We start from the raw sequence: 14551 nt of genomic DNA on the forward strand, positions 1-14551 counted from the left end.
CACCGGTTCGCGTGAAGAAAACGCGTCGAACTTAAGAGTCTGGAGTCCGTTCCGATCCATCGGAGCGGAACGAGCTCCAGCGGCGTCGTTTGCCACTTAAGCCCCGCGCGCGCAAGTCAGGCGGGGCGCCTTTGCCTGATGGCGTTAACCGCATCGCGCCAGCCGGTGACGCCGAAAAGCTGCAAGAACAGCCCGTAACCGGCGATACCGGCCGCGATCAGCACGAGCAGGGCGGCTGCCTGCACCAAACCGTGGCCACCCGCCGGCAGTGCGCCCTCTGCGAGCCATAACAGGGCGCCCATCGCGAGCGCCGCGGCCAGGATGCGCGGCAGCCGGCGGCGCGCCTCGGCATCGATCGAAAAGCCGAACGTCGCCGCTCCCTTGCCGATCAGCGCCAGCGCATTGCTCCAGGCGCCGAGCGCAATGCCTGCGGCAATCCCGCTGGCGCCGAAGATATGGCCGAGCAGGAAGGCTGCCGCGATCGCCACCGCGATGGCCTTCAACGTCGCCAACAGCGGCGTCATCGTGTCCTCGCGGGCAAAGAACGCCGGCGACAGCGCCTTCACCAGCACATGCGCCGGCAAGGCCAGCGTCAGCCAGATCAGGGCCTGCGCGGTGGCCGCGCCATCCTCCGCCGTGAACGCGCCATGCTCGAACAGCATCCGCACGATCGGCTCGCTCAGCACCATCAGGCCGAGCGTCGCCGGCAGCGCCAGCCCGGCCGCGAGTTCGAGGGCGCGCGATTCGGCATGCGCGATGGCCGCAGGCTCGCCGCTGCGCACCGCGCGCGTCATCTCGGGGATCAGCACGATGCCCATCGCGACGCCGACAATGCCGAGCGGCAATTCGAGCAATCGGTTGGCGAAATAAAGCCAGGACACCGCCGATGGCGAGGTCGACGCGATCACCGCGCCCGCGACCATGAGCCATTGCGGCGCGCTGCTCGCGACCATGCCGGGGACCGCGCGGCCGAGAAAGCCGCGCATCTCGGGATCGAAGGCGATGCGGAGCGGCGAAGCGAGCTTTGCCCCGCGCAGCGCCAGCATCGACAGTTGCAGGAAGCCGGCGACGCCGATCGTCGCCGCCATGACCAGCGCGGCCTGCACCGGCTCCTGCTGCCGCGCCAGCAACACGGCCATCACTGCTATCAGCGCGATGTTGAACAGTAGCGGCGAGAACGCGGTCAGCGCGAAGCGCCCCCGAGCGTTGAGCAGCGCCATCATCACGGTGACCGGACCGGCGAAGGCGAGATAGGGCAGCATCAGCCTTGCATTGTCGACGGCGAGTTGCAGGGTGTCTCGGCCGACGAAACCGGGCGCGATCGCGGCGATCACCAGCGGCATCAGCGCACCGATCACGAGCGCGGCTGCGATGACTGCGGCGCTGATGGTGCCGAGCACGCGGCCGGCAAACGCGGTTGCCGCGGCCGTGCCCTCCGCGTCGCGCGTCTTCAGCCACGCCGGCACCAAGGCGGCATTCAGCCCGCCTTCGGCCAGCAGCCGTCGCACAACATTCACAAGCTGAAATGCCGCAAGGAACGCGTCCGCCACCGGCCCCGCGCCAAGCAGCGCCGCGATCACGGAATCGCGCACGAAACCGAGCAGTCGCGAGGCCAGCGTTCCCGTGGAGACCGTGAGGAAGGAGCGGAACATGGTGTCTCTATAGCAGCCGCGCGCCCTGCTGCCAGCGGCACTCCGCCAAACCCGTCACCCTGAGGAGCGCGCCCTTGCGCGCGTCTCGAAGGGTCGACGGCCACCAGCGGGGCCGTGCATCCTTCGAGACGCGGCTGACGCCGCTCCTCAGGGTGACGGACTAACAGGCGTCGGGATGACGGAACTGGCAGCCCGCTTCCCTTGCTGCCCCAAGGCGTAACGTGATAGGTCGCGGCTCTTGTTGGGTGGCGTTAACACAGGGCAGGTCTATGGCTGACGCAAAATATGACGTTCTCGGGATCGGCAATGCGATCTTTGACGTGCTGGTGCAAACGGATGAGGCATTCCTCGCCCGCCACGGCATGACCAAGGGCTCGATGCAGCTGATCGACGAGGCGCGCGCTACCGCGATCTACAGCGACATGGGCGTGGCGACCGAGATGTCGGGCGGCTCGGCCGCCAACACCATCGTCGGCGTCGGCAATCTCGGCGCCCGCGCCGCCTATGTCGGCAAGGTCAAGGACGACCAGATCGGCAAGCTCTACGTCCACGACATCCGCGCCGCCGGCGTCACCTTCGACACCACGCCGGCCAAGGCTGGGCCGGCCACCGGCTGCTCCTACATCCTGGTGACGCCGGACGGCGAGCGCACCATGAACACCTATCTCGGTGCCGCGCAGGACCTGACGCCCGACGATATCGATCCGGTCCAGATCGCGGCCGCCGGCATCATCTATCTCGAGGGCTATCTCTGGGATCCGAAGAACGCCAAGGACGCCTTCGTGAAGGCGGCTGAAATCGCGCATGGCGCGGGCCGCCAGGTCGCGCTGACGCTGTCGGATTCGTTCTGCGTCGACCGCTACCGCGACGAATTCCTTGACCTGATGCGCAAGGGCATCGTCGACCTGGTGTTTTCAAACGAGTCCGAGCTGCACTCGCTGTACCAGACCTCCGACTTCGACACCGCGCTGAAGCAATTCGGCAAGGATACCAAGCTCGGCGTCGTCACCCGCAGCGAGAAGGGCTGCGTCGTGATATCAGGTGATGGCGTCGTATCGGCGCCGGCCTCTCCGATCGACAAGCTCGTCGACACGACAGGCGCCGGCGATCTGTTCGCGGCCGGCTTCCTGGTCGGCCTTGTCCGCAATGTCGGCCATGAGAATGCCGGCCGCCTCGGCGCGCTCGCCGCCGCCGAGGTGATCCAGCACATCGGCGCCCGCCCGCTGGTGTCGCTGAAGGATCTGGCCAAGCAGCAGGGACTGCTGGTTTAGCCGCAGCTCACTTTCTTCACCTCCCCCGCAAGCGGGAGAGGGAGAAGAACCTCACGCCGTCTTCGCCGCCTTCAGCCCGAGCCGCTTCTCCACGGCGTCGCGCATCACGAATTTCTGGATCTTGCCGGTCACCGTCATCGGGAATTCCTCGACGAACTCGACATAGCGCGGGATCTTGTTGTGGGCGATCTGGCCCTGGCAGAAGGCGCGGACCTCGTCTGCCGTGAGCGTTTCGCCTGACCGCACGCGAACCCAGGCGCACAGTTCCTCGCCATAGCGGCTGTCTGCGACGCCGAAGATCTGCACGTCCTGAATCTTCGGATGGCGGTAGAGGAATTCCTCGATCTCGCGCGGATAAAGGTTCTCGCCGCCGCGGATCACCATGTCCTTGATGCGCCCGACGATGTTGCAATAGCCCTCGTCGTCGATCACGGCGAGGTCGCCGGTGTGCATCCAGCCATTGGTATCGAGCACGTCTGCGGTCTTCTCCTTCTCGTCCCAATAGCCCAGCATGATGCTGTAGCCGCGGGTGCAGAGCTCGCCGCGTTCGCCGCGCGGCACCACCTTGCCGTCGAGATCGACCACCTTGACCTCGACATGCGGATGGATGCGGCCGACGGTGGAGACGCGGCGCTCCAGCGGATCGTCGGTCGCGCTCTGGAAGCTCACCGGGCTGGTCTCGGTCATGCCGTAGGCGATCGTCACCTCGCGCATGTTCATCTCGGTGTTGACGCGCTTCATCACCTCGATCGGGCAGGGCGCGCCGGCCATGATGCCGGTGCGCAGCGACGACAGGTCGAAGCGCGAAAATTCCGGATGATCGAGCTCGGCGATGAACATCGTGGGCACGCCGTACAGCGTCGTGCATTTCTCCTGCGCGATCGTCGTCAGCGTCGCCAGCGGATCGAAACCCTCGCCGGGATAGACCATCGTGGTGCCGAGCGTGACGGAAGCGAGGTTGCCCATCACCATGCCGAAGCAATGATAGAGCGGCACCGGAATGCAGATGCGGTCCTGCTCGGTCAGGCGCATGGCGCGGCCGGTGAAGTAGCCGTTGTTGAGGATGTTGTGATGGGTCAGCGTCACGCCCTTGGGCGAGCCGGTGGTGCCGCTGGTGAATTGAATATTGACGGGATCGTCGAATTGCAGGCTCGCGCCGAGCGCGGCAAGCTGCTCGCGATGGCGCTCGCCGCCCATCTGCGATACCTGTTCGAACGGAATCGTGCCCGGCGCCGCCGGTCCGCCGATCTGGATCACGGCGCGCAATTGCGGTAGCCGCGCCGATCGCAATTGGCCGGGCTCCGAGCTCGCTAGCTCGGGCAGCAGCGTGTTGATCATCTCCATATAGGCCGAGGTCTTGAACGCGGTCGCCGTCACGATGGCGGCGCAGCCGACCTTGCCGAGCGCGAATTCGAGCTCGCTGAGCCGATAGGCCGGATTGATGGTGACGAGGATCAGCCCGGCTTTCGCGGCGGCGAATTGCGTCAGCGTCCATTCCGGCCGGTTCAGCGACCAGATCCCGATCCGCTCGCCGCGTTGCAGGCCGAGCGCAAGGAAGCCCGCGGCCAGCGCCTCGACACGGTCGGCGAATTCGTTCCAGGTCCAGCGCACATTGTGGCTGGGCGAGACCAGCGCCTCGCGGTCGCCCCAGCGCGCGCGTGCGCGGTCGAGGCTGCGGCCGATGGTTTCGCCGAGCAGCGGCGTATCGGAAATGCCGCAGACATAGCTGTCTGCCTTGGGTGTGGGTTCCAAGCTCGTCCTCCTCGTGGTCGTGTTCGTGTCGCACTTTTTTGCGCGATCTTAGTCGTTTGGCACTGGCAGGACAGGCCCGACCTATGGCGGGTATGAAAAATCCCTCCCCGCGCGGGGAGGGATTAAAGGCCGAAATGGAACAACGGTCTCCGCCTCACTTCGCCCCCCGTGCGGGGAGAGGTCGGATCGCATCGAAGATGCGATCCGGGTGAGGGGGAGTCTCCGCGAGTCCGATTGTGACCGTTTGCGTGGAAGCAGCCCCTCACCCCAACCCTCTCCCCGTAAGAACGGGGCGAGGGAGTGCAGTGCCTTCGTGGCCGCTTACGCCGCCCTTTGCCCACTGCCGGCATCGAGCCCGGCATAGACGCCCTTCTCGAAGCCCGCGAAGGCCTCGAGGCTATGCTTGTCGGCGAACGGCAGCAGCTGGGTCAGGATCACGCCGCAGACGTCGCGCGACGGATCGATCCAGTAATAGGTGTTGGCAAGGCCCGCCCAGGCGAGGCTTCCGGGGCTGCGGCCTTCCGGCGTCTTGGCGGTGTTGATGAGGAAGCTCAGCCCCCATTTCTTGATCATATCGGGATAGAGATCGACATCGTTGGTGTACGGCGGCGCCGCGGTCGTCATCTTGCCGACAGTGAGATCGCCCATCTGGTTCTGCGCCATGGCGGCGACGGTCTCGGCCTTCAGCAGCTGGTTGCCGTTGCCCTTGCCTTTGTTGAGGATCATCTGGCAGAACTTGATGTAGTCGGCCGCGGTCGAATACAGGCCGCCGCCACCCATGTGGAATTCAGGGTTCTGCTCGAGCTCGAACGGCATCGCGGCGAGCGTGCCGTCCTCGCCGCGGGCATGCATGCCGACCAGCCGCTTGCGCATGTCGTCGGAGATCTTGAAGCCGGTGTCGCTCATGCCGAGCGGCGCGAACATGTTGTCACGCAGATACGCATCGAGCTTCTTGCCCGATGCAGCTTCCACGGCCTTGCCGACGAAGTCGATATTGATGCCGTATTCCCAGCGTGTGCCGGGCTCGTTCGCGAGCGGGGTCTTCAGCGCCGCATTCAGGCAGGAGATGATCCCGGGCGTGCCGGTCTTCTCCATGTATTTCCCCATGTCGGCGTTCCACAGGTCGTAGCAGAAGCCGGCGGTATGGGTCATGAGCTTGCGCAGCGTGATCGGGGTCTTGGCCGGGCGCAGTTTCGGTTCGCCTTTGGCATCGAAGCCTTCCAGCACCTGCGGCGCGGCGAGGTCGGGCAGCAGCTTGCCGATCGGCTCATCGAGCGAGAGCTTGCCCTGCTCGACGAGCTGCATCGCGCCCGCAGAGGTCACCGCCTTGGTCATCGAGGCGATCCAGAACACGCTGTCCGCGGTCATCGGATCGCTCTTGGAGAGGTCGCGCTTGCCGAACGCGCCCTCGTAGATCACGTCCTTGCCGGTGGCCGCGACTGCGACCACGCCGGGAATCTCCTTTGCCTCGCTCTTCTGACGCAAAACCTGATCGATCTGAGCCTTGCTCTGCATTGGGCTTCCTCCGGTGGGTTTATTGTTTTGAAGTGGGCGGATCATCCTCCCGCTTGTCGGGTCCCGCAAGGCGGGCGCGCGATGCGATGGTGTCGCGATGTCGTGAAGGCGGGCAGCTCAGGAACGACCTGGCTCAGAGGGTGTTCACCACGCGCGCAGATTTTGCGGTGGACTCCGCACAAGTCCGGATGACCCCTTAAGGCGGCCACGGTAACGTGATCGGTAGATTGATTTTCGTACCTGTTTTTTTGCATTAACGCATTCAGATCGCTGCACAAAAGGTGTGGCGAATTGGGACGGATTTGACGAAAAGATTCGTCATTTCGCGCCTTGCGGGGACGCAGCAATGATTTCGACATGGAGTGAATGGAAGCGCTATCCGCGGCCGGGCCGCGGCGAGAATATCGAGGCGCCGATCAGCCCAGGCCTTTACGAAGTCCGCTACGCGGGTACCGGCGCGCTGCACTCGTTCGAGGCGGTCGACAATGTTGCCCAAGCGCTGGCGCTGCTGCAGAGCGGCACCAGGTCATGGTTCGGCCGCCGCGACGCGCGGGCGCAGGCCGACCTCGAATACCGAACCTGCGCGACCTCGACCAAGGCGGATGCCAAGGCCGCGGCTGAGCGTATGATCGGCCGTCGTGAAACCTACATGTCGGGCGGAGCGCTCTAGCGCTCTAGCGCCCGCGCGCAACGGCGCATGGACGAAGACCGCGCGCCAGCCCTCAATATTGCTTGCAGCAGGGTCGCGCCGCGCGCCGGTGCATCGCAGCGCCTTTCCGCTTATATAGGCGGCCAATACCCCTCCAAAGAAATTCCAGGAGTAACGCCATGACCCCGCCCGTTGCCGCACGCGCCACGCAATCCGCAGCATCCTCCCTGCACAGCCGCCTGAAGGATCCGTCGCTGCTGCGCGATCGCTGCTACATCGACGGCGCCTGGGTCGGCACCCCCGAATTCGCCGTCAACAATCCGGCGACCGGCGTCGAACTGGTCAAGATCGCGCAGCTGGGCGCCGAAGATGCAACCAGAGCCGTGGAGGCCGCGCAGCGCGCGTTTCCGGCTTGGGCCAAGCTGACCGCGAAACAGCGTTCCAACATCCTGCGCAAATGGTTCGATCTGATCATCGCCAATCGCGAGGACCTCGCGCTGATCCTGACTTCCGAGCAGGGCAAGCCGCTGTCGGAAGCGCTCGGCGAGGTCGACATCGGCGCGGCCTATGTCGAGTTCTTCGCCGAGGAAGCGCGCCGCGTCTATGGCGAGACCATTCCGACCCAGCGTCCGGATGCGCGCCTGCTCGCGATCCGGCAGCCGATCGGCGTCTGCGGCGCCATCACGCCGTGGAACTTCCCGAACTCGATGATCACCCGCAAGGTGTCGCCGGCGCTGGCGGCCGGCTGCACGGTGGTGCTGAAGCCCGCCAACGAGACGCCGCTGTCGGCGCTCGCGCTCGCCGTGCTTGCCGAGAAGGCCGGCGTGCCGAAGGGCGTGCTCAACATCATCACCGGCGATGCGCCGCCGATCGGCCAGGTGCTGTGTGAGCATCCGGCGGTGCGCTTCGTCGGCTTCACTGGTTCGACCAATGTCGGCAAGATCCTGTATCGTCAGGCGTCGGTCGGCGTGAAGAAGCTCGGCCTCGAGCTCGGCGGCAACGCGCCGTTCGTGGTGTTCGACGATGCCGACATCGATGCCGCGGTCGAAGGCGCCATCGTCTCGAAGTACCGCAACATGGGCCAGACCTGCGTCTGCGCCAACCGCCTCTATGCCCAGGACAAGATTTACGACCAGTTCGTGCAGAAGCTCTCCAAGAAAGTCGCGGAGATGAAAATCGGCGACGGCACCGAGCAAGGCGTGACCCAGGGCCCGCTGATCAACATGAAGGCGATCGAGAAGGTCGAGCGTCACATCGCCGATGCCGTGAAGGGCGGCGCGAAGATTGTGACTGGTGGCAAGCGCTCGTCGCTCGGCCGCAGCTTCTTCGAGCCGACCGTGCTGTCGGACGTGCGGCCCGACGCGCTGGTGGCGCAGGAGGAGACCTTCGGTCCGCTCGCGCCGGTGATCCGCTTCAAGGACGAGGCCGATGTGATTGCGATGTGCAACGCCTCGCCGTTCGGCCTCGCCTCCTACTTCTACTCGCGTGATATCGGCCGCGTCTGGCGCGTCGCCGAGGCGCTGGAGTCGGGCATGGTCGGCGTCAACTCCGGCCTGATCACGACCGAGGTCGCCCCGTTCGGCGGCGTCAAGGAAAGTGGCCTCGGCCGCGAAGGCTCGCGTCACGGCATGGATGAATATGTCGAGATCAAATACGTGATGATGGCCGGCGTCTGATCGCCATCATTGTCTGTTCGCTTGAGCCCGGCGCTGATTGAAGCAGCGCCGGGCTTTTGCTTGATCGCACGCTTGTCGATCTGTTCGTTTGCCGCCATTCGGATCGCTGCGACAATTCACCGCGTCCGACCGCGACGCCGGTCGCATCGAGAATCTCTCTAATCTCGAAAGGGCCGTCAGAGAGCCGCAGAAGTGCGCAGTCTTCAATGAAACACTAGCCGGAACGCGGAAGCCGCCGCATCGACGCCGTCTCGCGCAGCAGGTTTCATCCCCATCGCTTAGATGCGTTCTAGTTGGCGTCACCGCGCGTGATGCTTATGCCCCGGTGTCGCGCTCGAACTCTGACGACGTTCGAGACGAAACCAAGAAAAAGACTCCGGGGACCTCATGCTCGTCACCTCAAATGTTCCATGCGCATTCCGGCTCGCGTGCGCGTCTCTCCTCCTCACCGCGGTGCCTTCGCTTGCACAGTCGCCGGAGCAGCCACCCGCAAGCAGTGCCGCACCGCTTCCGCCGGTCGTCGTGGCCGCGCCACAGCATCGAAGCACGCCGGTTCGGCGGCCGTCATCGTCGCGTTCGGCACGCTCGACGGCAGCGCATCAGGCGAGCAGGCGTGAGCATGCGCCGACACCAGCGGCCACACCGACCGCCGGCGCACAGCAGGCGGCGTTGCCGGTGCCCTATATCGGCGGCCAGGTCGCGCGCGGCGGGCAACTCGGCCTGCTCGGCAACAAGGACTATATGGACACGCCGTATAGCCAGACGAGCTACACGGAGAAGACGATCCGCGATCAGCAGGCCACCAGCGTCGCGGAAGTGCTGACGAATTCCGATCCTTCGGTGCGTGCTGCGATCGGCAGCAGCAACCGCTACGACGCGCTGACCATCCGCGGCTTCCGGATCGAGAACAGCGAGATCGCGCTGAACGGGCTCTACGGTCTCGTTCCGGCCTATCGCGTCAACCCGGCCCCGATCGAACGCATCGAGCTGCTGAAGGGACCGGCTGCCTTCCTCAACGGAATGGCCCCGCAAGGCAGCATCGGCGGCACGGTCAACGTCGTGACCAAGCGGGCGGCGGAAGACCTGACGCGCCTGACCTCAGGCTACATCTCTGACGGACGTTTCGGCACGGAGCTCGATCTCGCGCGCCGCTATGGCGAGCAGAAGGAATGGGGCGTTCGCTTCAACGGCGGGATCGACGGCGGCAACACCAGCATCGACCGGCAGTCCGTACGCAACGGCGTCGGCTCACTCGGCGTCGACTACCACGGCGAGAGATTCCGCTGGTCTGCGGACATCATCTCCCAGGACGACTGGATGAAGGCCGCCCAGCGCGGCTACACGCCGGTGCCCGGCATCACGATGCCGAACGCGCCCGATCCGCGCATCAATCTGGCGCAGCCGTTCGACTACGCGCGGTCGCGCAGTCTGACCGGCCTGACCCGCGCGGAATACGATCTGAGCAACAACGTCACAATGTTCGGCGCGATCGGCGGCAATGAATTCCGTTACGACAAGCGGGAAGATCCCGGCGCGACGATCCTCAACACGGCGGGCGATGCGTTGGGCACGTCCCGCTTCCAGACCGGCAAGTCGGAGGCCTTCTCGGGCGAGGCGGGCGTGCGCGCGCGCTTCGATACCGGCCCCGTCGGCCATGAGATCGTGGTCAGCGGCAGCGCGCAGAACCGCACGGATTGGCTCGGCCAGACTAATTACGGGACCTATCTCACCAACATCTACAGCCCGACCTTGCTGGCCACCGCCGGCACGCCGGTCTCGACGTTCCCGGAAGGCAAGTCCGGCTTCCTCGGGCTGCGCAGCGTCGGCGTCGCCGATACGCTCACGACGATGGGCGGGATGCTGCAACTGATCGTCGGCGCACGCCAGCAGCAGGTGATCGCAAACAGCTACGCTGCGGTCAGCGGCCTCGAGACGACGCACTACGACCAGAGCGCGACATCACCGTCGATCGCCCTCGTGGTCAGGCCGATCAAGCAGCTGTCGTTCTATGCGAACTACATCGAAGGCCTGTCGCCCGGGCCGACGCCGCCCTCCGGCGCGGTCAATACCAATGCGGTGTTCGCGCCGTTCAAGACGCGGCAGGCCGAGGTCGGCACCAAGCTCGATCTCGGCGGCTTCGGTGCCAGCCTCGCAGCATTCCAGATCAGCCAGCCGAGCGGCGTGACCGACCCCATCACCAAGATCTATAGCCTCGACGGCCAGCAGAGAAACCGCGGCGTCGAGCTCAATACCTTTGGCGAGGTGGCGCCCGGCGTCCGCGTTCTTGGTGGCGTGACCTGGCTCGATGTCCGGCTCACCCAGACCCAAGGCCACCTCTACGACGGCAATCACGCCATCGGCGCGCCCGGCCTGCAGGGCAATCTCGGCGTCGAGTGGGACACGCCCTTCGTGCCGGGCCTCACCGCGACGGCGCGTGCGATCTACACGAGCCGGGCTTACGTCAGCGCCGACAACACCCAGAGCGTCCCTGACTGGGCGACCTTCGACATCGGTGCGCGCTACGCGACGACGCTTGCCGGGCGTCCGACCACATTCAGGGCACAGCTGACCAATCTGTTCGACAAGCACTACTGGATCGGCAATCCAACCGGCTATGTGATCAGCGGCATGCCGCGGACGCTGTGGCTGTCGATGACGGTCGATTTCTAGGAGAAATGCGTGTGGCCATCGCACGCGACTGTGCGGTGGCCGGCTACACGCCCTTGTCGTTCGGATTGGCGACGGCGTCCTTCAGCGGCGCGGTCATCGGGAAATTCAGGTTCACGTTCTTCGGCGGAATCGGCCGCGTGAACCATTTGGCGTAGAGCTCCTGGAATTCGCCGCTCTTCATTATGGCGACCAGCGTCTTGTCGACCAGCGCCTTGAACTCCGGATCGCCCTTGCGGATGATCAGTCCGTAGGGCTCGGTGCGCAGGCTGTCGTCGATGATGCGCCAGTCGGACGGATTGGGGCTGCCCGCGATCAGGCTTGCCAGCAAAATATCATCCATCACGAAGGCGTCGCTGCGCCCGGTGGTCAGCGCCAGGAACGACGCGGCATGGTCCGGCGTCAGGATGTTCTTGGTCTGAAAATTCTTCGCCTGGGCGCGCGCGCTCAACAGCCCGATCGAGGTCGAGCCCGAGGTCAGTGAGACCGGCCTTCCGCCGAGATCCTCGAAGGTCTTGATCGGCGCGTCCTTCTGCACGACGGCGCGGATGCTCGACACGAAGATCGTGGTGCTGAAGGCGACGACTTTCTGCCGCTCCAGCGTGTTGGTCGCGGGACCGCAGACGATGTCTATGGTGCCGTTCTCGATCAGCGGTATCTGGGTGGAGAGCTGGATCGGCTGCAGCTTGGTCTGCAGCGCCGGTAGCTTGAGCTCGGCCTTCACGGCACCGACGATCCGCGCGCAAAGGTCCATCGCAAAGCCGACCGGCTTTTGGTCGTCGTCGAGATAGGAGAACGGGACCGAGACGTCGCGGTGCCCGAGCCGGATCTCGCCGGCGTCGCGGATCTTGGCCAGCGTGCCGTTGGGCGATTGAGCCAGCGCCTGGGCGGAGGCCGCCGTCGCAAGAAAGGCTAGGTAAATCAGTCGCTTGATTGCTTGGTTCATCTGGTGCTCGCGGCCGTCGGTGATATTGGATACAATGAAATAGGATTTTATACGTAGGATTGCATAATCGGCAAATCGATTTTATACAACCAAGCCATAGTCGGATATCTTGGGCACCCCAGCGAAAGAGATCCCGGATGGAACCTGCAACCGCCACGAATCATCGAGGCGCCGGACCTCACGGTTCCGCGCCGGGCGCCGTGCGTGAGGCGCTGCGGGCCGCGATCAGCTCCGGCGAGATCGCACCCGGATCGCAGCTCCGCCAGGATGAGCTCGCCGCGCGGTTCGGCACCAGCCGCATCCCGGTGCGCGAGGCGCTCCGCCAGCTCGAGGCTGAAGGCTTCGTGACGTTCTTGCCCAACCGCGGCGCCGTGGTCTCCGATCTTTCGATCGACGAGGTGATCGAGTTGCTCGAGATCCGCATTGCGCTCGAATGCCATGCCTTGCGTTTGGCGATTCCCGCGATGGGCGAGATCGACCTGGAGGCGGCGACCAAGATCCTCCGCGCCTACGACGCCGAGCCCGATCCGGCGCAATGGGGCGCCTTCAACTGGAAATTCCACGCCACGCTCTACGCGCCGTGCAATCGCCCGCGCCTGCTCTCGATGATCGAAGCGAATTACGGTCACGTCGGCCGCTTCACGCGGGCGCTGGTGTCGCAGGCGACCGGCAAGGAGCGACCGCAGCGCGAGCACTACCGGCTGCTCGAGTTCTGCCGCGACGGCGAGATCAAGAAAGCCGTCCGCCTGCTGCGCGATCACATCGAGGAGACGCAGAAGACGCTGCGGTCGGCGCAGCGCCAGGCGTTGCGCGATGCAGGCCCCGAACGTCCCGTCTGAGTGACGTCGGACACGATGAACCATCGCAGGCTTGTTGCGGGCGGGCCGATCGGAGAATGTGCGTGAAGACCAATGACGTCGAAATCCTGGTGATCGGTGCGGGCATCGTCGGCATCGCCACGGCCTATTACCTCGCCGTCCAGCACAAGCGCTCGCGCCTGTTGATCGTCGACGAAGGCCAGCCGATGGCGCTGACCTCGGCGCAGTCGGGCGAGAACTACCGCAACTGGTGGCCGCATCCGACGATGGCCGACTTCACCAACCATTCCACCGACCTGATGGAGGGGATCGCGCGCCGCAGCGACAACCGCATCCACATGACGCGGCGCGGCTATCTCTTGGTCACGCGCGAGGCAAAACCCGAAGAACTGCTGCAGCAGCTCTATGCCGGCTATGGCGCACAGGCCGCCAAGCTGATCCGTCTGCATGAAGGCGCGGGCCGTGGCTATCTGCCGCCGCATTCGGCGGACTGGCGGAGCGCGCCCGATGGGGTCGACGTTCTGCTCGGCCGTGATCTTATTCAGACGCATTACCCGTCATTCGACAAGGAGGTCGCAACCGCGCTGCACATCCGCCGCGCCGGCGACATCAGCGGCCAGCAGCTTGGCCAGTACATGCTGGAGACCATGCGCCCGCTGGGTGCGCAGTTTCAGCAGGCGAGGGTGGTCGGCATCGCGAAGGCCGATCGCTTCACCGCCGATGTGCTGGCCGATGGCGCGCGGCAGACCATCAAGGCCGATATCATCGTCAATGCCGCGGGGCCGTTCGCGGCGCAGGTCGCGGCGATGCATGGCGAGCAGCTGCCGATCGTCAATGTGCTGCAGCAGAAGATCGCATTTGCCGACCGCAACCGCGCGGTCGATCGCAGATTGCCGTTCGCGATCGATCTCGATGGCCAGACCCTGGCCTGGTCCGACGACGAGCGCGAGGAACTGGCAGCAGCGCCGGAATTCGCGCGCCTGCTGGCGCCGATGCCGGGCAGCATCCACTGCCGGCCCGACGGCGGCGACCATGGCGAGTGGATCAAGCTCGGCTGGGCGTTCAACGAAGAGCAGACCACGGCACCGGTCCGCGAGCCGGAGCTGAACCCTTATTTCCCTGAAGTCGTGCTGCGCGCGGCGAGCCGGCTGCAGCCAGAGCTCGCACAGTACCTCGGCGCGCTGCCGCGCGACCGCGTGCATTATGGTGGCTACTATCCGATGACGAAGGAAAACTGGCCGCTGATCGGGGCTGCGAAGACGCCGGGCGTGTTCCTCGCCACCGCGCTCTCCGGCTACGGCACGATGGGCGCCTGCGCCACCGGCGATCTCTGCGCCCGCGCCGTGGTCGGCGCCCCGGTGCCCGCATTCGCCCGCAGCCTTTCGCTCGCGCGTTATGATGACAAGGCGCTGATGGATCAGCTCGCGGCGAGCGAAAGCCGAGGGTTGCTTTAAGAGAAGAGGGCACTGGCGAAGGCGGTCGCCCCGAGGGTGGCTTCACCTCTCCCGCTTGCGGGGGAGGTCGGCGCGCCTTGCGCGCCGGGTGGGGGCTCTCTCCTCTAGGCGACAGGTGGTGGGACCCCCACCCCAGCCCTCCCCCGCAAGC

General features: G+C 65.4%; 11 protein-coding genes. 7 read left to right on the top strand and 4 right to left on the bottom strand.

Annotated features, from left to right (window positions below):
* Positions 1 to 116: 116 nt before the first annotated feature.
* Positions 117 to 1652: a murein biosynthesis integral membrane protein MurJ gene (murJ, locus tag QDT69_RS16415; RefSeq protein WP_279707510.1), complete on the bottom strand. Its 1536-nt coding sequence runs from the start codon at positions 1650 to 1652 to the stop codon at positions 117 to 119.
* Positions 1653 to 1921: 269 nt separating this feature from the next.
* On the opposite strand from murJ, the gene QDT69_RS16420 reads away from it, so the two are divergent.
* Positions 1922 to 2923 carry an adenosine kinase gene (locus QDT69_RS16420; RefSeq protein ID WP_279707511.1) on the top strand — a complete coding sequence of 334 codons (1002 nt, stop codon included), beginning with the start codon at positions 1922 to 1924 and terminating at the stop codon, positions 2921 to 2923.
* A 51-nt stretch (positions 2924 to 2974) separates the two neighbouring features.
* Here QDT69_RS16420 and QDT69_RS16425 read toward each other — a convergent pair whose 3' ends face one another.
* Both QDT69_RS16425 and QDT69_RS16430 read right to left on the bottom strand, forming a co-directional pair.
* Positions 2975 to 4675, bottom strand: coding sequence for an AMP-binding protein (locus QDT69_RS16425; protein ID WP_279707512.1), 1701 nt, complete (start codon positions 4673 to 4675; stop codon positions 2975 to 2977).
* Positions 4676 to 4996: 321 nt separating this feature from the next.
* Positions 4997 to 6190 (bottom strand): serine hydrolase, encoded by a 1194-nt coding sequence (locus QDT69_RS16430; protein WP_279707513.1) that lies wholly within the window; start codon positions 6188 to 6190, stop codon positions 4997 to 4999.
* Positions 6191 to 6536: 346 nt separating this feature from the next.
* Between QDT69_RS16430 and QDT69_RS16435 the strand changes: the two genes are divergently transcribed.
* From QDT69_RS16435 to QDT69_RS16450, 4 genes are all read left to right on the top strand, one after another.
* Positions 6537 to 6860 carry a hypothetical protein gene (locus tag QDT69_RS16435; protein WP_279707514.1) on the top strand — a complete coding sequence of 108 codons (324 nt, stop codon included), beginning with the start codon at positions 6537 to 6539 and terminating at the stop codon, positions 6858 to 6860.
* 158 nt (positions 6861 to 7018) lie between these two features.
* Positions 7019 to 8515, top strand: a complete 1497-nt coding sequence (locus QDT69_RS16440) for an NAD-dependent succinate-semialdehyde dehydrogenase (protein ID WP_279707515.1) — start codon at positions 7019 to 7021, stop codon at positions 8513 to 8515.
* A 410-nt stretch (positions 8516 to 8925) separates the two neighbouring features.
* Positions 8926 to 9132 (top strand): hypothetical protein, encoded by a 207-nt coding sequence (locus QDT69_RS16445; RefSeq protein ID WP_279707516.1) that lies wholly within the window; start codon positions 8926 to 8928, stop codon positions 9130 to 9132.
* A 58-nt stretch (positions 9133 to 9190) separates the two neighbouring features.
* The gene (locus tag QDT69_RS16450) at positions 9191 to 11185 is read left to right on the top strand and encodes a TonB-dependent siderophore receptor (protein WP_279707538.1); all 1995 of its coding nucleotides are present in this window, start codon (positions 9191 to 9193) and stop codon (positions 11183 to 11185) included.
* Positions 11186 to 11228: 43 nt separating this feature from the next.
* Here QDT69_RS16450 and QDT69_RS16455 read toward each other — a convergent pair whose 3' ends face one another.
* The gene (locus tag QDT69_RS16455; RefSeq protein ID WP_279707517.1) at positions 11229 to 12128 is read right to left on the bottom strand and encodes an amino acid ABC transporter substrate-binding protein; all 900 of its coding nucleotides are present in this window, start codon (positions 12126 to 12128) and stop codon (positions 11229 to 11231) included.
* A gap of 137 nt (positions 12129 to 12265) precedes the next feature.
* Between QDT69_RS16455 and QDT69_RS16460 the strand changes: the two genes are divergently transcribed.
* Both QDT69_RS16460 and QDT69_RS16465 read left to right on the top strand, forming a co-directional pair.
* Positions 12266 to 12967: a GntR family transcriptional regulator gene (locus QDT69_RS16460; protein WP_279707518.1), complete on the top strand. Its 702-nt coding sequence runs from the start codon at positions 12266 to 12268 to the stop codon at positions 12965 to 12967.
* 56 nt (positions 12968 to 13023) lie between these two features.
* On the top strand, positions 13024 to 14400 hold the full coding sequence (locus QDT69_RS16465; RefSeq protein ID WP_279707519.1) for an FAD-dependent oxidoreductase: 1377 nt from the start codon (positions 13024 to 13026) through the stop codon (positions 14398 to 14400).
* Positions 14401 to 14551: the final 151 nt, after the last annotated feature.

It is taken from the genome of Bradyrhizobium sp. CER78 (assembly GCF_029846235.1).
Classification (GTDB): Bacteria; Pseudomonadota; Alphaproteobacteria; order Rhizobiales; family Xanthobacteraceae; genus Bradyrhizobium.

Excerpts from the sequence above, each read along its gene's own strand:
- QDT69_RS16420 (WP_279707511.1), top strand. The coding sequence starts at position 1,922 with ATGGCTGACGCAAAATATGACGTTCTCGGGATCGGCAATGCGATCTTT.
- QDT69_RS16455 (WP_279707517.1), bottom strand. The coding sequence starts at position 12,128 with ATGAACCAAGCAATCAAGCGACTGATTTACCTAGCCTTTCTTGCGACG.
- QDT69_RS16430 (WP_279707513.1), bottom strand. The coding sequence starts at position 6,190 with ATGCAGAGCAAGGCTCAGATCGATCAGGTTTTGCGTCAGAAGAGCGAG.
- QDT69_RS16440 (WP_279707515.1), top strand. The coding sequence starts at position 7,019 with ATGACCCCGCCCGTTGCCGCACGCGCCACGCAATCCGCAGCATCCTCC.
- QDT69_RS16460 (WP_279707518.1), top strand. The coding sequence starts at position 12,266 with ATGGAACCTGCAACCGCCACGAATCATCGAGGCGCCGGACCTCACGGT.
- QDT69_RS16435 (WP_279707514.1), top strand. The coding sequence starts at position 6,537 with ATGATTTCGACATGGAGTGAATGGAAGCGCTATCCGCGGCCGGGCCGC.
- QDT69_RS16445 (WP_279707516.1), top strand. The coding sequence starts at position 8,926 with ATGCGCATTCCGGCTCGCGTGCGCGTCTCTCCTCCTCACCGCGGTGCC.
- QDT69_RS16465 (WP_279707519.1), top strand. The coding sequence starts at position 13,024 with ATGTGCGTGAAGACCAATGACGTCGAAATCCTGGTGATCGGTGCGGGC.
- murJ (WP_279707510.1), bottom strand. The coding sequence starts at position 1,652 with ATGTTCCGCTCCTTCCTCACGGTCTCCACGGGAACGCTGGCCTCGCGA.